This window comes from Pseudoalteromonas sp. HL-AS1 (genome assembly GCF_031198785.1).
Taxonomy (GTDB): domain Bacteria; phylum Pseudomonadota; class Gammaproteobacteria; order Enterobacterales; family Alteromonadaceae; genus Pseudoalteromonas; species Pseudoalteromonas distincta.
In genome coordinates, this window is the sequence record NZ_CP133569.1 from 1504565 (window position 1) to 1522719 (window position 18155).

General features: G+C 39.4%; 19 protein-coding genes. 17 read left to right on the top strand and 2 right to left on the bottom strand.

Annotated elements, in window-relative coordinates; translation table 11 throughout:
• Window positions 1-659 precede the first annotated feature (659 nt).
• Entirely contained in the window at window positions 660-1619 is a 960-nt protein-coding gene (rluC, locus tag RB214_RS07095; protein WP_309168674.1) for a 23S rRNA pseudouridine(955/2504/2580) synthase RluC, read from the top strand.
• On the top strand, window positions 1616-2278 hold the full coding sequence (locus RB214_RS07100; RefSeq protein WP_309168675.1) for an HAD-IA family hydrolase: 663 nt from the start codon (window positions 1616-1618) through the stop codon (window positions 2276-2278). The genes rluC and RB214_RS07100 overlap by 4 nt, the downstream gene beginning before the upstream one ends.
• A 9-nt stretch (window positions 2279-2287) precedes the next feature.
• On the opposite strand, the gene RB214_RS07105 is transcribed toward RB214_RS07100, so the two are convergent.
• Window positions 2288-2887 carry a Maf family protein gene (locus RB214_RS07105; RefSeq protein WP_309168676.1) on the bottom strand — a complete coding sequence of 200 codons (600 nt, stop codon included), beginning with the start codon at window positions 2885-2887 and terminating at the stop codon, window positions 2288-2290.
• Window positions 2888-3018: 131 nt separating this feature from the next.
• On the opposite strand from RB214_RS07105, the gene yceD reads away from it, so the two are divergent.
• The 14 genes from yceD (at window position 3019) to RB214_RS07175 (ending at window position 14956) form a co-directional block, all read left to right on the top strand.
• Window positions 3019-3543 carry a 23S rRNA accumulation protein YceD gene (gene yceD / locus RB214_RS07110; RefSeq protein WP_007375269.1) on the top strand — a complete coding sequence of 175 codons (525 nt, stop codon included), beginning with the start codon at window positions 3019-3021 and terminating at the stop codon, window positions 3541-3543.
• 9 nt (window positions 3544-3552) lie between these two features.
• Window positions 3553-3723, top strand: a complete 171-nt coding sequence (rpmF, locus tag RB214_RS07115; protein WP_002962381.1) for a 50S ribosomal protein L32 — start codon at window positions 3553-3555, stop codon at window positions 3721-3723.
• Window positions 3724-3735: 12 nt separating this feature from the next.
• A complete protein-coding gene (plsX, locus tag RB214_RS07120) occupies window positions 3736-4776 on the top strand; it encodes a phosphate acyltransferase PlsX (protein WP_309168677.1) in 1041 nt (346 codons plus the stop codon).
• Window positions 4777-4828: 52 nt separating this feature from the next.
• A complete protein-coding gene (fabD, locus tag RB214_RS07125) occupies window positions 4829-5755 on the top strand; it encodes an ACP S-malonyltransferase (protein WP_039490050.1) in 927 nt (308 codons plus the stop codon).
• A gap of 11 nt (window positions 5756-5766) precedes the next feature.
• Entirely contained in the window at window positions 5767-6513 is a 747-nt protein-coding gene (gene fabG, locus RB214_RS07130; protein WP_002962378.1) for a 3-oxoacyl-ACP reductase FabG, read from the top strand.
• Between the two features lie 250 nt (window positions 6514-6763).
• Window positions 6764-7000: an acyl carrier protein gene (gene acpP / locus RB214_RS07135; protein WP_002962377.1), complete on the top strand. Its 237-nt coding sequence runs from the start codon at window positions 6764-6766 to the stop codon at window positions 6998-7000.
• 216 nt (window positions 7001-7216) lie between these two features.
• A complete protein-coding gene (gene fabF / locus RB214_RS07140) occupies window positions 7217-8455 on the top strand; it encodes a beta-ketoacyl-ACP synthase II (RefSeq protein ID WP_309168678.1) in 1239 nt (412 codons plus the stop codon).
• 59 nt (window positions 8456-8514) lie between these two features.
• On the top strand, window positions 8515-9330 hold the full coding sequence (pabC, locus tag RB214_RS07145; protein WP_309168679.1) for an aminodeoxychorismate lyase: 816 nt from the start codon (window positions 8515-8517) through the stop codon (window positions 9328-9330).
• Complete coding sequence (mltG, locus tag RB214_RS07150) at window positions 9324-10310, top strand: endolytic transglycosylase MltG (protein ID WP_309168680.1); 987 nt, start codon at window positions 9324-9326, stop codon at window positions 10308-10310. Before pabC ends, mltG begins: the two co-directional genes overlap by 7 nt.
• A 6-nt stretch (window positions 10311-10316) precedes the next feature.
• Window positions 10317-10943, top strand: a complete 627-nt coding sequence (gene tmk, locus RB214_RS07155) for a dTMP kinase (RefSeq protein WP_002962371.1) — start codon at window positions 10317-10319, stop codon at window positions 10941-10943.
• Window position 10944: 1 nt separating this feature from the next.
• Complete coding sequence (locus RB214_RS07160; protein ID WP_309168681.1) at window positions 10945-11859, top strand: DNA polymerase III subunit delta'; 915 nt, start codon at window positions 10945-10947, stop codon at window positions 11857-11859.
• 11 nt (window positions 11860-11870) lie between these two features.
• Window positions 11871-12197, top strand: coding sequence for a PilZ domain-containing protein (locus RB214_RS07165; RefSeq protein ID WP_002962367.1), 327 nt, complete (start codon window positions 11871-11873; stop codon window positions 12195-12197).
• 115 nt (window positions 12198-12312) lie between these two features.
• On the top strand, window positions 12313-13092 hold the full coding sequence (locus RB214_RS07170) for a YchF/TatD family DNA exonuclease (RefSeq protein ID WP_309168682.1): 780 nt from the start codon (window positions 12313-12315) through the stop codon (window positions 13090-13092).
• A gap of 4 nt (window positions 13093-13096) precedes the next feature.
• Complete coding sequence (locus RB214_RS07175; protein WP_309168683.1) at window positions 13097-14956, top strand: metallophosphatase; 1860 nt, start codon at window positions 13097-13099, stop codon at window positions 14954-14956.
• A gap of 749 nt (window positions 14957-15705) precedes the next feature.
• On the opposite strand, the gene rsmF is transcribed toward RB214_RS07175, so the two are convergent.
• Window positions 15706-17157: a 16S rRNA (cytosine(1407)-C(5))-methyltransferase RsmF gene (gene rsmF, locus RB214_RS07180; protein ID WP_309168684.1), complete on the bottom strand. Its 1452-nt coding sequence runs from the start codon at window positions 17155-17157 to the stop codon at window positions 15706-15708.
• A 265-nt stretch (window positions 17158-17422) separates the two neighbouring features.
• Here rsmF and RB214_RS07185 point away from each other — a divergent pair, with 265 nt between their 5' ends.
• On the top strand, window positions 17423-18112 hold the full coding sequence (locus tag RB214_RS07185) for a GntR family transcriptional regulator (RefSeq protein ID WP_024604139.1): 690 nt from the start codon (window positions 17423-17425) through the stop codon (window positions 18110-18112).
• The last annotated feature ends 43 nt before the right edge of the window (window positions 18113-18155 follow it).

Consider the following 18155-nt stretch of genomic DNA (forward strand, 5'->3'; position numbering starts at 1 on the left):
TGTATTTCGTATGCAGTATTTTAAATGCTGGCAAACAATAGCGATTATTATCGCTATTAAATTCTTAATGGTGCTAAAACTGTCGGCTTTTCAGCTACGTTTGCAAGTTTTACCCAGAAGTCGGCCTGTCATATTAATCTTACTAAATATCATTCATATTAGGCGCGTAGGGCTCATTAAGTTGGTGAGCAATACATACTGATGTATCGCTAATATCCGTTTTAAGAGCAAAAATCGCTGCCGATGTTAATGAACGCTTATTTATTAGATTTTTTTAATTCTAAATAAGCTGCTGTACGGTACTACAATAATTGAGCTAGTGCTGAACGACGTTTTTTACGTCGTCACTATCAGACAAATTATCTGTTCATTGCTTTCTCTAGCACATTAAAAATCGCTTCATGTTCAAACTTAACCAGCAATATATTACGCGCATTGCCGTTAATTGATCGCACGTGTTAACTGAGGAGGCATAAAAGCTTTGGAAAACTTAACTCGGATCTGTATGATCGGCTACCCAGAATGTGCATCACGAATGTTTTAATGTGTTAAAAAGCACCGTTGTTATTTGCAAATACTAAATATTTGCGCTGCTGATTATCCCACTATTATTACAGTGTTAGCAACTAAATTATTTTACTTAAATTAGTGATTAGGCAATGTCAGAAAAAAACGACTTACAAGTAACTTATGTCACGATCAATGAAGACCATTTAGGTCAACGTATTGATAACTTTCTTATTACCCATTTAAAAGGGGTGCCTAAAAGCGCTATTTATAAACTTTTGCGTAAAGGTGAGGTACGCGTTAATAAAAAGCGTATTAAGCCTGTATATAAACTACAGCTTGACGATGTACTGCGTATTGCACCTATCAGAGTTGCTGAGCGTGAAGAGTTTGTACCATCAAAGTTAGACAAAGTAACTCGCCTAGAAGACGATATTTTATTTGAAGATAAATACCTTATTGTCATAAATAAACCTTCAGGTATGGCTGTTCATGGTGGCAGTGGTTTAAGTTATGGTTTAATTGAAGCGCTGCGCGCACTTCGCCCAGAAGAGCGCAGCCTTGAGCTAGTTCATAGGCTTGACCGTGATACATCGGGCTGTTTACTTATAGCGAAGCGCCGTTCGGTGTTAACCGCATTGCATGAACAACTTCGTGAAAAAACCATGGAAAAAAACTACTGGGCACTTGTAGAAGGGCAGTGGGACTCTAAAACTAAAAACGTTACCGAAGGGCTGCGTAAAAATACGCTTAAATCGGGTGAACGCGTAGTACGTGTAGACAACACTGAGGGAAAACCTTCACACACTCGTTTTAAAGTACTTGAACGTTTTAACGATTGCTCACTTGTACAAGCATCGCCTGTTACAGGGCGTACGCACCAAATTCGTGTGCATACGCAATGTAAAGGTCACCCAATAGCGTGCGACGACAAATATGGCGATCAGGGTTTTGACGATTCTATGCGTAAAGTTGGGTTAAACCGCTTATTCTTACATGCACACGATTTAAGTTTTTATCATCCTAAAAACGAAACAACGATGCGTATTGAAGCACCCCTTGATAAAACGCTTAAAAATACATTACTAAAATTACGAGACGCAAAACAGTGATTACAGTGACGCCGATTAAAAAATATAAGCTTGTCATTTTTGATTGGGATGGCACCGTTATGGATTCAGTCACTAAAATAGTTAACTGTATTCGTAGTAGTGCTGAGTCACTTAATTTAATGGCGCCAAGTGATTTGGCAATTAAAAATATCATTGGTATGTCGCTTGAAAAAGCAATTGATGTTTTATTTCCCGATAATGCCGCGCAGCATCAAGCGCTAATTAAGGGGTATAAACACCAATATAGTGTTGATACCACGCCAACTCCTGTATTTGATAATGTTGTTAGCGTTTTAGGTGCCTTAAAAGAGCAAGGCATTGTTTTAGCGGTTGCAACAGGTAAAGGTCGAGATGGATTAGAGCGTTTGCTTGATCAAAGCCAACTTAGACATTTTTTTAGTGCAACACGTACAAGCGATGACGGACTGTCTAAGCCCTCTCCAAATATGCTGCATCAATTACTTGAAGAACTTGGCATAAGCGCTCAAGACGCTGTAATGATTGGTGATACCCAAATAGACATGACAATGGCAAAAGCTGCAGGCATGGATAGAATTGGCGTAACAATGGGTGTACATAACGCACAGCAGCTAAATAAGCTTAGCCCTGTTGCAACAGTAGATAATTATCTGCAATTGCAACAGGTTTTGCTTGGCTAATTTATTTAACTAGAGCTTGTTTTGAGCAGTAAGTACATCAATACCAAACTCAGCCAGTAATTGGCTGAGTTTGATTAATGGTAATCCAATTAAGCTATTAGGATCCTCTCCGCTTAGTTTTTCAAATAAACAGATACCTAACCCTTCACTTTTAAAGCTGCCAGCACAATTATAAGGCTGCTCTGCGTCGCAATAAGCACTAATTTGTGCATCACTGAGTGTTTTAAACGTCACATTAAAAGGTTCTACGCAGGTTTTTTTTGTTCCAGTTACAATATCGTAAACACAAAGCCCAGTTAAAAATGTTACAGTATTACCGCTAAATAAATTTAGTTGTTTTAGAGCATTTTGTTTATTGTGCGGTTTACCTAAAATTTGATTGTTAAACACAGCGACTTGGTCTGATCCAATTGCTAACCCTTTTTTAAAGTGTTTATTAGCTGCTGAGGCTTTTAACTCACTTAAACGCTTAACCAGTTCAGTAGGTGTTTCGCATTCAAGTGCTGATTCGTCAACGTCGGGTGAAAACGTATCAAAGGGTAAATTAAATTTTTGTAATAAAGACTGCCTAAAAGGCGAGCTTGACGCTAAGATGAGTGGAAGCTTCATGGACTGTTTTCCTACGATAATTCAGATTGAGTTAGAATAAATCAGATCCGAGAGTAAAACACGTTAAAAACCAAGTAAAAATGGTTTTTTACTTTGACTAACAAACTAACTATCTATATGATGCAGCCCCTATGCAAAAGGTGAAAATTCCCATCACTCTTCATCCAGGCAAAGCAGCGCAGCACCGTTTAAAGTATGACGGAATTGTACCGCTTGAAAAACTTACTCGTTTAGAGAAAGTTGTGCAGGAAGAAGTAGGTGAAATAGCGGTAAAAATACATTGCAAAAACGATGATCAAGGTTTCGCTGTGATTAGAGGCAATTTGTCCACACATGTTACTGTCATTTGTCAACGTTGTAATGGTGATTTAGGGTTGGATTTGGTTCAAGACTTTGCATATTCACCAGTAGGTGAAGATACAGAGTTAGATATTTTTCCTGAAGACTACGACGAAGTAGCACTTGATGAAAATGGTGAAGTTAACGTTTTTGATTTAATTGAAGACGAACTAATTTTAGCAATTCCATTAGTGGCTACCCACAACGAAGCTTCATGCAGTTATTCAGCAAAGCCTGCCAGCTTTGGTGTATTAAAGGCGGAAGATGATAAACCTAATCCATTTGATATTTTGAAACAACTTAAGAAAGATTCTTAGGAGAAGACTATGGCTGTACAAAAAAGCAAAAAGTCTCGTGCAAGACGCGGCATGCGCCGTTCACACGATGCGATCAGTGGTCCAACTTTAACTGTAGATCAAACATCTGGTGAGACTCATCGTCGTCACCATGTGACTGCAGATGGTTACTACAAAGGCGTTCAAGTAATTTCTAAATAAGAGATTACTTATATGCTGAAAGATCTAACCATAGCGTTAGATATGATGGGGGGCGATTACGGCCCCCGTTCATCTATTCCTGCTGCCGTTCATGCGGTAAACGCTCATGCCAATTTAAGTCTCATTTTATGTGGCAATGAAGACGTTATATCTAAAGAACTCGAATCCCTCGATTCTTTATCTCATCCAAGACTCATAATTCGTCACTGTAGTGAAATAGTCACTAACGCCTGCGAACCTGCAATTGCTGTACGTTCAAAAAAAGATTCATCTATGCGTGTTGCCCTTGATTTAGTTAAATCGGGCGAAGCACAAGCGTGTGTTAGCTCAGGTAATACCGGCGCTTTATTTTTTATGGCTCACTACGTATTAAAAATGCTGCCAGGTGTTAAACGTGCCGCACTCATTTCATCTGTTCCTACAGAAAGCCAAAACCCAGTATATTTACTCGACTTAGGTGCTAATGTGCATTGTGATGCGCAAATGCTGTATCAGTTTGGCATTATGGGCTCTGTAGTTGCTGGTCAAGCACTTGGCTGCGATAACCCTCGCGTTAGCTTATTAAATATTGGCGCTGAGGACATTAAAGGCCACGATGATATTAAACAGGCTGCACAATTAATGCAGCAAAGCCCACATATTAATTACATTGGTTATAGCGAAGGAAGTGATATTTTTTCTGGTAAGGCTGATGTTATTGTATGCGAAGGGTTTGTGGGTAACGTGGCGCTTAAAACATGCGAAGGCATTGCCAAGCTGATTATGAATAAGTTTACAGCTGCGCTCGAAAAGCACCTTTTATATAAATGTATGGCGTTTATATTGCGTCCAATAATAAAAAAACTCTATAAAAGGGTGAACCCCGACCAGTATAACGGTGCTTCTCTGGTAGGATTGTGCGGTATTGTCGTTAAAAGTCATGGAAATGCGTCAGCTAAAGCATTTCAAGCAGCAATTGATGAAGCGGTAAAAGAGGTTGAACGTCAACTTCCTGATAAAATAGCCGCTATTTTCGAAAAAACACATTCTAAAGACACGGCGGTTAATCAATAATTGATGTGCCGTGTATTTCATTATTTATTTGTTTAATTAAAAAGAGCAAAGTATGGCACAAAAAATTGCACTTCTATTCCCAGGTCAAGGCTCGCAAAGCGTTGGTATGTTACAAGAACTACTAGAGAGTTCTGACATTGTTAAAGCAACATTTGCAGAAGCATCAGATGCACTGGGTTACGACTTAGCAGAGCTAGTTCTTAATGGCCCAGAAGAAAAATTAAATCAAACTCATCGTACACAACCTGCATTATTAACTGCAAGTGTTGCTATTTACCGTGATTGGCTTGCAGCAAACCCAGATGCAGACGTTGTTATGGCCGGTCACAGCTTAGGTGAATATTCAGCACTAGTATGTAGCGACGTACTAAGCTTGAGCGAAGCTGTTAAGCTTGTTGAAAACCGTGGTTTATACATGCAAGAAGCTGTACCTGCAGGCGTAGGTTCAATGGCTGCGATTATTGGCTTAGGCGATGAAGAAATAAAAGCGGCATGTGCTGCCTCAGCGCAAGGTGAGGTTGTATCTCCTGTTAACTACAATTCTCCTGGTCAAGTTGTTATCGCAGGGCATAAAGCGGCAGTAGATAGAGCATCACAAGCATGTAAAGATGCTGGTGCTAAACGCGCATTACCACTTTCGGTTAGCGTACCTTCACATTGTGAACTAATGAAGCCAGCAGCTGATAAGCTAGCGGTAGACTTAGCCGCTTTAACATTTAATACACCTAAGTGTGATGTAATTAATAATGTTGATGTAAAAGCTGAATCGACCGCTGATGCAATTAAAGATGCACTAGTACGCCAGCTTTATAGCCCAGTTCGCTGGACAGAAACAGTACAAGCCTTGGTTGCACAAGATGTAACGCAAAGCTACGAATTTGGTCCTGGTAAAGTATTAACAGGGCTTGCGAAACGAATTGATAAAGCAATGGTTTGTGGCTCAGTAAACGATGCCGCTTCAATCGCTGCAGCTAAATAAGAGTATATAAAATGTCTAATTTATTTTCTTTAGAGGGCAAAATTGTCCTAATTACTGGCGCTAGCCGTGGTATTGGTAAAGCAATTGCAACAACATTAGTTGCGCAAGGTGCAAAAGTTGCAGGCACTGCTACAAGCGAGTCAGGCGCTGCTAAAATCAGCGAGTACCTAGGAGACAATGGTAAAGGTTATGCATTAAATGTAACGGATCCTGCATCTATTGAAGCGACACTTGCCGCAATAAAAGCTGATTTTGGCGATATTGACGTACTTGTTAATAACGCAGGTATCACACGTGATAACCTATTAATGCGTATGAAAGAGACTGAGTGGGACGATATAATCGACACTAACTTAAGCTCGATTTTCCGTTTATCTAAAGCAGTACTTCGTCCAATGATGAAGAAAAAGAAAGGTCGTATTATCAATATTGGCTCAGTAGTGGGCACTATGGGTAATGCAGGGCAAGCTAACTATGCAGCGGCTAAAGCAGGCGTAATTGGTTTTTCTAAGTCACTTGCACGCGAAGTGGCATCACGTGGTATTACAGTAAATGTAGTAGCACCTGGTTTTATTCAAACTGATATGACTGATGATTTAACTGACGAGCAAAAAGCAGCAACACTTGCAAATGTTCCAGCAGGGCGTTTAGGTCAACCAGACGAAATTGCAGCTGCGGTATGTTATTTAGCATCTGACGCTGCTGCGTACGTATCAGGTGAAACTTTGCATGTAAATGGCGCGATGTACATGGTTTAATAACCATTGTAACCACATTATTACCTAATAAAGTTAAGTAAGTTACCTCAAAAACATTGAATTATTTGTGAACTTGCTTTAAACATACTTGAAATCGCTGCGAAAATAAGCGATAAAAGACAAAACACACACTCAGAGGTTTGACCAGACAATTATTTATGGTCAAATCATTGAATCAGAGAATTATGCCGCGTAAACTACGCGGCAATCTGAAAATAACGCATCGGCGTTTTTAATAAAGGAAAGAAGAATGAGCGATATCCAAGAACGCGTAAAGAAAATTATTATTGAACAACTAGGTGTTAAAGAAGAAGAAGTTAAAAATGAATCTTCTTTCGTAGATGACCTAGGTGCAGATTCTCTTGATACTGTTGAACTAGTAATGGCTCTTGAAGAAGAGTTTGATACTGAGATCCCAGATGAAGAAGCTGAGAAGATCACTACAGTACAAACTGCTATCGATTACGTAACAGCACACGCTGAGTAATTAATTGCACGTTAAAGGCAGCATCCGCTGCCTTTAATTTTTTATATCCAAACCACCTCAAAGTTCGTGATTCAAAACTTAAGCCTCAATGCTCAATTTTAGCTAAAAATTAATTTTGATTGTGTTATGCGTTTTTAATCTATTTTGGGACTAGCACTTTGAGGTAGCTTGGGTATGATCATCCCCTTGTAAAATATCCCTTATTGGAGGCAAACCGTGGCTAAACGTCGAGTCGTCGTAACTGGCTTAGGAATGTTGACGCCGCTAGGTAATGATGTTCAATCAACCTGGCAAGGCTTATTAGATGGCAAAAGTGGCATTCAAACAATAACCCACTTTGAAACATCAAAATTTGGTACTAAATTCGCTGGTTTAATAAATGACTTTGATGCAACTGCATACATGTCAGCGAAAGATACTAAAAAAATGGACTTGTTTATTCAGTACGGCATTGCAGCGGGTGTTCAAGCCTTTAAAGATTCAGGCCTTGAAATTACTGAGCAAAACGCAACACGTATAGGTGTTGCTGTGGGCTCTGGTATTGGTGGCTTAACGCTTATCGAAGAAAACCACATTAAGTTATTAAATAGTGGTCCGCGCAAGTTATCGCCATTTTATGTGCCGTCTACTATTATTAATATGATCTCAGGTCACTTATCAATGATGCATGGACTTCGTGGTCCAAATATTTCAATTGTAACAGCCTGTACTACTGGTTTGCATAATATTGGCCATGCCGCGCGCATGATTGCCTACGGTGATGCAGATGCAATGGTTGCTGGCGGTGCAGAAAAAGCCTGTACCCCAATTGGTATGGGTGGCTTTAATGCTGCACGTGCACTTTCAACCCGCAATGACGACCCACAAGCGGCTTCTCGCCCTTGGGATAAAGACCGCGATGGCTTTGTGCTTTCTGACGGTGCAGGTGTTGTTGTAGTTGAAGAGTACGAACATGCTAAAGCACGTGGCGCTAAAATTTATGCTGAGCTTGTTGGCTTTGGTATGAGCGGCGATGCGTACCACATGACATCACCACCAGAAGATGGTGCAGGTGCTGCCCTTGCAATGCAAAACGCACTAAATGATGCGCAAGTAAACGCTGAGCAAATTGGTTACATTAACGCACACGGTACATCTACAAATGCAGGCGATAAAGCAGAAACTGCCGCTGTTAAGTCTATTTTTGGTAACGCAGCTAAAGATGTAATGGTAGGCTCGTCTAAATCGATGATGGGTCACTTGTTAGGTGCTGCAGGCTCGGTTGAATCGATTATTTCGATTTTATCACTGACAGATCAAAAAGTGTCGCCAACTATCAACCTTGATAACCCAGACGAAGGGTGTGACTTAGATTATATTGCTCACACTGCACGTGATGCAAAGTTAGACTTTGCACTGTGTAACTCGTTCGGTTTTGGTGGTACTAATGGCTCGTTGCTATTTAAAAAGGTATAATCTTTTTTAACAACGAATCAAATTATAAGAGCTCAGTTGTTTAACTGGGCTTTTTTTATATGCCAAATAAAATGCAAACAATAATAGCAGTAGATCAAAACAGCACTTTAAGCACGCGTGACAGAGGCTTAAATTACGGTGACGGCTTTTTTACAACGGCTAAAGTTGTTGATGGGCAAGTACAGTATTGGGCTCATCATAAAGCGCGTTTGATTGAATGCGCACAGCGTTTGGGTTTTCCTGAGCTAGATTTTAATCGCCTTGAAAACCAAATTGCTTTGCATATAAAAGCTGCACCACTCAACGTGCTTAAAATACTTGTAACGCGAGGCGAAGGCGGACGTGGTTATGGGCTGCCAAGTGAGTGTAATATTACTATTTTATTGAGCATATTAGATTACCCTAGTAATTACGAAGCGCTTGTTAAAAAAGGTGTAAATCTAGAAGTAAGCCCAATTAAATTAGCAGCACAGCCTTATTTAGCGGGTCTTAAGACACTAAACCGGCTTGAGCAAGTACTAGTTAAAAAAGCAATGCAAACGCAAAACTGCGACGATGTGTTAGTGCTTGATTACAATAACAATGTAATTGAAGCTTCTGCAGCTAATATTTTTGCGATTAAAAATAAGCGTGTGTTTACGCCATTGCTTGATGAGTGCGGAATAAAGGGCGTTTATCTACAATCGTTATGTGATAAATTGCCTGTTGAATTTAAACGCGTGAAAGTAGAAGACTTAACCCAAGCAGACGCCGTATTTGTGTGTAATAGCTTAATGGGAGCAGTACCTGTAAAACGTATTGAGCAACAGGTATTTAATACAGAAGAAAGCCACGCATTACTAACTAAATTATTAGCCAAGGAGGCTGAGTGTTAAAAGTTATTTTATCGGTACTTTTGTTAGCTGTTATAACCACTGCTGTTGGTTACCAGCAATTACAAGCAACAATAAATAGCCCGTTAAAGGTAGCACAAAACACACAATTTGAAGTTAAGCATGGCACTGGCTTTAATAAGTTATGCCAACAATGGCAAGCTAATAACTGGGTAGAAAGTTGTTGGCGTTATCAGGTAATTGCCAAATTAGATCCCACACTTACCGACTTAAAAGCGGGGCTTTACGAGCTAACAGCCGATAGCGTTATTAACAACGTAAAAAAAATTAACCAAGGTCAGCAAATTAGTTTTAGTTTTACCATAATTGAAGGGCAAAACTTACGTGAAGTACTAAGTGCTATTAAAAAAGCTGATAATTTACAAAACGATTTAAAAACTGACGAACTAAGTACTCAAATACTGGGTAATGACACGCACTTAGAAGGCTGGTTATTCCCCGACACTTACCATTATCATAATAACGATACTGCAAGCAGTGTATTAAAACGTGCAGCACAAAAAATGCAGCAAACGTTAGATGATGCTTGGCAGCAGCGCGCTGCTAATCTACCCTATAAAACAGCATACGAAGCACTAATAATGGCTTCAATTATTGAAAAAGAAACAGGCCTTGCCAGCGAGCGTCCATTAATTGCATCAGCGTTTGTTAATCGATTAAACACCAATATGCGTCTGCAAACCGATCCAACCGTAATATACGGATTAGGCGCTGACTTTGATGGTGATATTAAACGTAAAGATTTGCGCGATTATACGCCTTACAATACGTATCGTATTAATGGTTTACCGCCAACACCGATTGCAATGCCATCAAAAGCCGCTATTTTAGCTGCAGTTAATCCGCCGCAAAGTGAATACGTTTACTTTGTATCAAAAGGCGATGGTAGCCACCAATTTTCAACCACGTTAAAGCAGCATAACGCAGCAGTTAAAACGTATATATTAAATAAAAAGAATTAATATTTTATGAAACCAAAATTTATAGTAATAGAAGGGCTAGAAGGCGCGGGTAAATCAACCGCTATTTCGCTATGCCAAGACTTTTTAAACAAACAAAAAATAGACTTCATTAACGTCCGCGAACCTGGCGGCACGCCACTGGCTGAATCGCTTCGTACGCTTGTAAAAGCAGAGCACGAAGAAGAAATTGCCTTTGAAACCGAGTTGCTTATTATGTACGCAGCTCGCTCGCAGCTGATGCACAATGTTATTACCCCAGCGCTTGATAAAGGCCAATGGGTACTTGCCGATCGTCATGATTTATCGTCTCAGGCGTATCAAGGTGGCGGGCGTGGCATTAGCTCAAATACATTAGCTTCACTTTCGTCAATGGTGTTAAAAGGCTTAAAGCCTGATTTAACTATTTACCTTGATATTGACCCAGTAATAGGCCTTGAACGTGCAAAAGGGCGTGGTGAGCTTGACCGTATTGAACAAGAAGCCATTGAGTTTTTTCAGCGTACACGTATGCGTTATGTTGAACTTGCTAATGACGACAACACAATTAAAACAGTTGATGCAAACCAAAGTATTGATAAAGTACATCGCGATATTACCAATGTACTGCATTCATTTTTTGAAGGCCTAAAATAATATGCCATTGCCGTGGCTACATGATACTCAAGCACGTTTAGCGAAAAGTTATCGCGCAGAGCGTTTTCATCATGCGCAATTATTTTGTGGGCCTGTTGGCGTAGGTAAGTTTGAGCTAAGTGATGAGCTTGGGAATGCTTTGTTATGCCAAAATATAGCTAAGCAGGTAGCTGTGCAAAACAGTATGCTAAAACCTTGCGGACAGTGTAAAAGCTGCTTACTTACTCTTGCGGGTACTCACCCCGACAAACGTTTAACGCAAGTCGATGGGCAAAGTATTGGTGTAGATGATATTCGTGGTATTAGTGATTTTATGAATCACTCTGCAGCGCAAAATGGCAATAAAGTCGCGATAATCGAAAATTGCGAAAAAATGACCACAGCAGCAGCTAACGCATTATTAAAAACACTTGAAGAGCCAACTAATAGCCGCTTTTTAATATTAACCACAAGCCAACCACAGCAGCTCCCTGCAACTATTTTAAGTCGATGTGCTAAAAGTGATGTAAAAATAACTAATACAACACTTGCTCAGCAATGGCTAGAGACATTAGATATTCCTAACTATAGTTGGTTAGCACTTTTTTATAACCAACCGCTGCAAGTAAAGCATTGGCAACAGCAAGACCAGCTAAAAAATATTGATACACTGTATAAGTTTGCAACTGAGTTTAAACAAAGCCATAATTTCAAAGCGTTAGTCGATATAATAAATAAACAGCCTGAACTTGTTCGCATATTTACTTTGTTTTTAAGCGTGCAACTAAAGCAGCAATTACTGCAAGGCATGAGTTTTGACGCTTATCAAAGTGCGCAAAATGCATTAGGCGAGTTTTTACAAAATAACACACAAGTACTTGGCCTTAATTTACCGCTTGCTGTATCACGATTATCATACACATTGCGAAATTCTTAAAAGGATTAATCATGCAAGAACTACTAGTAGACATAGACGATTTAGACGAGTTATACCGTTGTTATATGCCTTACTTAAAAAAAGGTGGCTTATTTGTACGTACTAATATGCGTTACGAAGCAGGGCATTCATTAGCGCTTAGAGTTACCTTGCCCGATGCCTTAGAAGATGATGTAGTAACAGGTAAAGTGTCGTGGATCACGCCACAAGGTGCACAAAGCTCTAATCCTCCAGGTATTGGTATTAGTTTTTTAGATGATAAAACAAACCTAAACGCTAAAATCGAAAAGCTCCTTGGGACTATGTTAAACTCAGGCGATCAAACATATACCATGTAGTTATAGGGTCGGTTTTTCATTGAGATTAACGCCGCCCTATATTGGGTTCTTTTAATTACTAAGATAATAAATTAAACGAACAAATTTAAACCCTGAACATAATACAGGCCTTATAGTGATTGTAGATTCTCATTGCCATTTAGACCGTCTTGATTTTGATAAACTAGACTTAAACCTTGACCAAGTTCTTGATAAAGCGCGTGCAAAGCAAATAGAGCACTTTTTATGTGTAAGCGTAACGCTTGATCAGTTTCCAAGCATGCTTGATAAAATTAAGCATTACGACGATGTTTCAGCCTCATGTGGTGTACATCCACTTGATCAAAAAGACGCCCTTAATAAACAGCAACTAATCGACTTAGCTTCACACGACAAAGTCGTTGCTATTGGTGAAACGGGTCTTGATTACTACTATTCAAAAGATACTCACGCAGTGCAGCAAGCAAGCTTTGTTGGGCATATTGAAGTAGCTAACGAATTACAAAAACCGTTAATTATTCATACTCGTGATGCCCGCAGCGATACCATTAATTTAATGCGTGAGCACAAGGCCGAAAACTGCGGTGGTGTACTACATTGCTTTACTGAAGACTGGGATATGGCTAAAAAAGCCATAGACATGGGCTTTTATATTTCTATTTCGGGCATTGTTACCTTTAAAAATGCAAGTGAGCTAAAAGAAGTAGTAAAACAAATACCGCTCGATAGATTACTAATAGAAACCGACTCGCCTTATTTAGCGCCGGTACCGTATCGTGGGCAAACAAATCAGCCAGCGTACGTAGAAGATGTTGCTTATTACATTAGCGAACTTAAAGGCATTAGCTTTAATGAACTGGCTAAAGCGACTACCGAGAACTTTTATTCTTTATTTAAATTAGCAGCTAAAGGTTAAATAAATGATTACTCACACGGCAAACCTTCCTATTTTACTAATGGGGCCAATGGTGCGCCGTGCAGAGCAAACTGGAGTCTGTATTCAGTTTGCTACCTCCAAGCCTGCAAACTGCCATATAAACTTATTAAATGTTGAGTGTTATAGCGAGCAACACACTGTTTCTTTAGGGGAACATTTATACCTGCATTTCATTATTATAAAGCCAATAGACAACAAACTCCCTCTAGATAGCTTATTAAGCTATGAGCTTGTAATTGACGATACAGCAATCGATTTATCGCCTTGGTGCTATAGCAATCAAACAACGCCTGCATTTGTAATCCCCGATAAACTCAGTGATATTTTGCATGGCTCGTGCCGTAATGCACATCATCCAGCAAAAGATAGCTTAGTGTCTGCAAGTTACTGGCAAAATACTCAGCGCGGTAATAATACTCAAGGCGCACAATTGTTATTACTGAGCGGTGACCAGGTTTACGCCGATGATGTAGCAGGCCCCATGTTATTAGCTATTCATCAGTTAATTAAAGCCTTAGGTATCTATAAAGAGCAACCACTTGCCATTGAGCTACCGGGCGATATAAATGAGCAACTTTATAATCGCCATTTATTTTTACCAAAAACGCCTTGGCAAAAACGCTCAAAGTTAGGTGTTGGTTACTGGCTAAAAAAAGACGAACCTCATTTTTCAAGCGTAAAAGCCTACAATCACCTTATTCATTTTGAAGAATACATTGCACTCTATTTATTAAATTTTAGTGCTGCTGCTTGGCAATGCGTTGATATACAAAACACAATGTATTCAGGTCAAAACAAGCAAAACAAAACTATTTTTGACGCTGAAAAAACAGCACTGATTGATTATGCAAAAGGATTAAGTGAAGTAGAGCGATTGTTTGCCAATGTATCGACATTAATGATGTTTGACGATCACGATGTAACTGATGATTGGAACCTCACCGCTGGGTGGGAGCAAGCTATAAATGAAAACCCAAGTAGTAAACGGATCATCAATAACGGCTTAATTAGTTATTGGCTTTTTCAAGGAATGGGGAACGATGCACTAAATAAAACAGGCGAGTTACTAACACCTTTTAAGCAAAGCCGTACTGCTAATAATTTATGGCAGTTTAAAGCATTTGATAAACCACTAAACGATTTTAGTTTTTGGCATTATGAGTTAACAATAACCCCAAAAGTAGTGGTGCTAGATACACGTACACACCGTTGGCGAAATGAGCAAAACTTTAATGAGCCTTCAGGTCTACTTGATTGGGAACGCCTCACAGAGCTTGAAGAAAGCCTATTAAGCTACGATCAGGTTATTATTGTATCGCCAGCCCCCGTATTTGGTGTTAAATCAATAGAAGCCATTCAAGCCATGTTTAATATTTGCGGGCAACCTCTTATGGTTGACGTAGAAAACTGGATGGCGCACGAAGGCTCAGCCAAAAAGCTACTTGATACATTTAGACGAACCGACACACCTAACGAAACGCTTATTTTATCGGGAGACGTACATTACTCATTTTGCTTTTCGGTACAAAAGCGTTTTGGCGACCATCCTAATCGAATTTGGCAACTTACCGCCAGTGGTATTAAAAACGAGTTCCCGCGTAAATTAATAAACATACTCGATAAGCTCGACTCAATTTTATACGGCCCAAAAAGTCCCTTAAACTTTTTTACTAAACGCTGGCATATGGAAGTAGATAAACACCAAACTAAAGGTGAAGGGCAAAAATACTTAGTAAGTGACTCAGCTATTAGTTTAATAACACTAGAGCAAGGAAATTTAGCCCGCTACCAGTTAATACACGGCGATGGCCATTTAACTGAGTTTGATTTAGATCATAAGTAATAAGTTACTCATAAACGTAAAAGCGCAGTTTCTTATTACTTAAAAATGGATCCCACCACTGAGAGCACAGAGGCGCTTTGCGCTACACAGAGAAAAGCTAAGTTAAATTTGCTAGCAGTTACTAGCTCTAAAATAACTACTCCTTTTTTTCTCGGTGCTCTCTGTGGTGATTAAATCACTTGTTTACTAATGCATTCAAATGTAAAAGCGTTGCTTTTAAACGCCAGTAAGCAGTGCGTCTTGTATCTCTCATTGATAAATGATTAGCTATCATTTATCACATCGAAGTCAGTGAGCTTGCCTGTGCGTCTTGTATCTCTACAAGAGAATTGTGCTTACTTATAATCGTGAAGCGGGTTCACGTTAAAGTTAAATCTGAAAAACCAATTGCACAAAGAGAAGTGAATGAGGAGTAAATGAGCAGAGACCAAGTGATCTATTCAATTAACTGATTTATCACTTCTCTAAAAGCGCAGCGTCTCATAACTTCTTTATGAATACTTGTTTTTTGGTAAAGCTAAATTGTTATTATACTGCGCAAAAAATTGCCCAGAGACTTATAAAAACCTCTGGGCTATAAAGTGACTCTAAATTGAGTCTAGCGTTAACTAAAAACTTTCTGGTTCATTAGGGAGAAGAAAGTACTTAAAACTATAGTAAAGCTACTCAATAAAGCATAACTAATTTTGCCACCTAGTTACATTTGATAACAAAGGATTAGATTAATTATGCGTAATTTGTACTTTAGTTTAACCCCAGCTTATTAACTGCGTATTTTGCACTAGATCGCGTGGTAGTGAGTTTTTGATCTTATTTTTTTGCCATTTACCCAGCCCGATAGGGCAACCACACAGCGTTAAAACTACTTCACCTATTGTTTGAGTTGCCTCAGTTAAGCGTATATCTTTACCTTGAAAATAATCATTGGCTTGCTCGTTATTTAACGCGTAAATATTCGTTTTGCACTCGTTGCCAAACACAGTAGCAAATTCGTGCGTTAGTCTTACGCCATTTTTATGAATAATGCCAATTTGAATACCTAAACGTGCGTACTTAATTTTATTTTGTATGGCTTCAAACCCCTCAGGAAATAACCACAGCTCTTTGTCGCGTTGCATTAGGCTGCCAGGTAGGTTAGTTAACCCAAAGTGCTTTTTAAGCGATTGCATAAACGCGGTACTTTGTTTTTTATCAAACTCGTTAAACGGAAATGCGCCTTTTTTAACTGTTTGATTTGGATTGTTGCAACTTGTGTGTTTTTTAAATTTTGCAATAAAAAAGCCTTCGCTATCGAATATTTGCGGCCAAACATGCAAATAGCCTTCACTTGTTGTTGCTTTACTTGCACCTTCAAATAAATCACTTAGTGACTCAGGCGCTATGTAGTCGCCAAACTCACTGAGTAAATAATCGCACACTTGTTGGTTTTCGAGCGGGGTAAGTGTGCAGGTTGAATACACTAATGTGCCACCTGGTTTTAATGCATAAAAAGCGCTTTTAATTAAGTCTTTTTGTACTTGGGCTATTTGTATGTTTGATTCTATTGACCAATTTTTTAGTGCTTCGGCATCTTTACGCACAGTACCTTCGCCAGAGCATGGCGCGTCTAGCAATATGCTATCAAAGCATTCAAACATGTAGTTGCCAAATATAACGCCATCAAAATGCGAGAGCGCACAGTTACCAACTCCCATACGTTTGAGTGTTGCGCTAAGTACCTTTAGGCGAGATGACGATAGCTCATTTGCAACAAGCACGCCTTGGTTATCCATAAGTGCTGCAAGTTGTGATGTTTTAGAACCCGGTGCTGATGCCATATCAAGCACGGTGTTATTTTGCGAGTTAGCGAGTTTAATACTTTGCTTTAATGCGATAGGGGGCAGCATTGAACTTGCTTCTTGCACGTACATAGCCCCGCTTAAATGCAAGTCGGTATTACCTAGGGCCAGGTTTTGTTCTTCATCGCTTGGGCGCTCTAACCAAAAGCCTTCACTGCACCATGGGATTGGGGTTAGCAGCCAATTTTTTTCAGTTGCACGTTCTACAAATTCTTCAATGCTAATTTTTAATGTATTAACGCGGATAGATTTTCTGAGGGGCCTACGACACGCATTTAAAAAGTCATCTAAGTTTAGATGCGCTGGTAAATAGGTTTTTACGTCATCAATAAAGTGCTCAGGAATAAAAGTGTTGGCGTTCACGCGTTAGCTCATACTATAAAAATAAAGCGCGATAATAGCATTTATGCGAGGTGTTTTCAGCGCTAAAAAGCGTAACATCTGATTTATTGCGCTGTCGACACTTCACTGTTTTAGTCCATTTTAAACCCATCTTTATGCGACTTTAGGTTGATAGTGTCGACAATAAGCGTGTTTTTTAGCCATTGTGATGTGTTTAAGGGTTGACATGATTTTTTAATAAGCCCATAGTAACCACATTAATTGTCGACAATCTAAAAAATAACTTATGACACACACATTTTTAAACGAAACGCCTATAACTACCGCATCAGATCAAGTATTTGTAGATATGCGCCGTGAGATTGTTGAAGGCAGTATAGTTCAAGGCAGTAAAATATCAGAGCCTGAGCTTGCCAAACGTTATGGTGTAAGCCGTGCAACGCTTAGAGAGGCGTTAAATCGCCTAGAAAGTTGCTACCTTGTTGAGCGCAAAGCTAACGTAGGTTGCCGAGTAGTTGCCCTTACTGCTGAGCGTTTGATTGAAGTTTATCAAGTTCGTAGTTCGCTTGAAGGCTTGGCATGTAGACTTGCTGCCGACAATATGGAACCCGAAGAAGTAAAAGGCTTAAAGCAATTACTTAATCAGCACCTACAAACACAACGTGTTAAAGAGGGCGAATCTTATTATCAAGAAGCCGGCGATTTAGATTTTCATTACCGTATTATTCAAGGCAGTAAAAACGCGCATTTAATTCATTTACTGTGTAATGAGCTCTATCAATTAATACGCATGTACCGTGTACAAATGGGCATGGTGGGGCCGCGTGTATCAAAAGCGTTTGATGAGCATTTAGCTATTATTAACGCGATTGAAAACCACGATGGCGAACTGGCCGAAATGCTCATGAAGCGCCATATAAGTGCATCGCAAGCAAATATTCAAACCAAATTTGATTTATTAACGGCTAAAAGTTAAGTAGAGCAGTTAAACAGTCATAATTACAGATTAAAACTATAAG

Excerpts from the sequence above, each read along its gene's own strand:
- rluC (WP_309168674.1), top strand. The coding sequence starts at position 660 with ATGTCAGAAAAAAACGACTTACAAGTAACTTATGTCACGATCAATGAA.
- RB214_RS07105 (WP_309168676.1), bottom strand. The coding sequence starts at position 2,887 with ATGAAGCTTCCACTCATCTTAGCGTCAAGCTCGCCTTTTAGGCAGTCT.
- yceD (WP_007375269.1), top strand. The coding sequence starts at position 3,019 with ATGCAAAAGGTGAAAATTCCCATCACTCTTCATCCAGGCAAAGCAGCG.
- rpmF (WP_002962381.1), top strand. The coding sequence starts at position 3,553 with ATGGCTGTACAAAAAAGCAAAAAGTCTCGTGCAAGACGCGGCATGCGC.
- plsX (WP_309168677.1), top strand. The coding sequence starts at position 3,736 with ATGCTGAAAGATCTAACCATAGCGTTAGATATGATGGGGGGCGATTAC.
- fabD (WP_039490050.1), top strand. The coding sequence starts at position 4,829 with ATGGCACAAAAAATTGCACTTCTATTCCCAGGTCAAGGCTCGCAAAGC.
- fabG (WP_002962378.1), top strand. The coding sequence starts at position 5,767 with ATGTCTAATTTATTTTCTTTAGAGGGCAAAATTGTCCTAATTACTGGC.
- acpP (WP_002962377.1), top strand. The coding sequence starts at position 6,764 with ATGAGCGATATCCAAGAACGCGTAAAGAAAATTATTATTGAACAACTA.
- pabC (WP_309168679.1), top strand. The coding sequence starts at position 8,515 with ATGCCAAATAAAATGCAAACAATAATAGCAGTAGATCAAAACAGCACT.
- tmk (WP_002962371.1), top strand. The coding sequence starts at position 10,317 with ATGAAACCAAAATTTATAGTAATAGAAGGGCTAGAAGGCGCGGGTAAA.
- RB214_RS07160 (WP_309168681.1), top strand. The coding sequence starts at position 10,945 with ATGCCATTGCCGTGGCTACATGATACTCAAGCACGTTTAGCGAAAAGT.
- RB214_RS07165 (WP_002962367.1), top strand. The coding sequence starts at position 11,871 with ATGCAAGAACTACTAGTAGACATAGACGATTTAGACGAGTTATACCGT.
- RB214_RS07175 (WP_309168683.1), top strand. The coding sequence starts at position 13,097 with ATGATTACTCACACGGCAAACCTTCCTATTTTACTAATGGGGCCAATG.
- RB214_RS07185 (WP_024604139.1), top strand. The coding sequence starts at position 17,423 with ATGACACACACATTTTTAAACGAAACGCCTATAACTACCGCATCAGAT.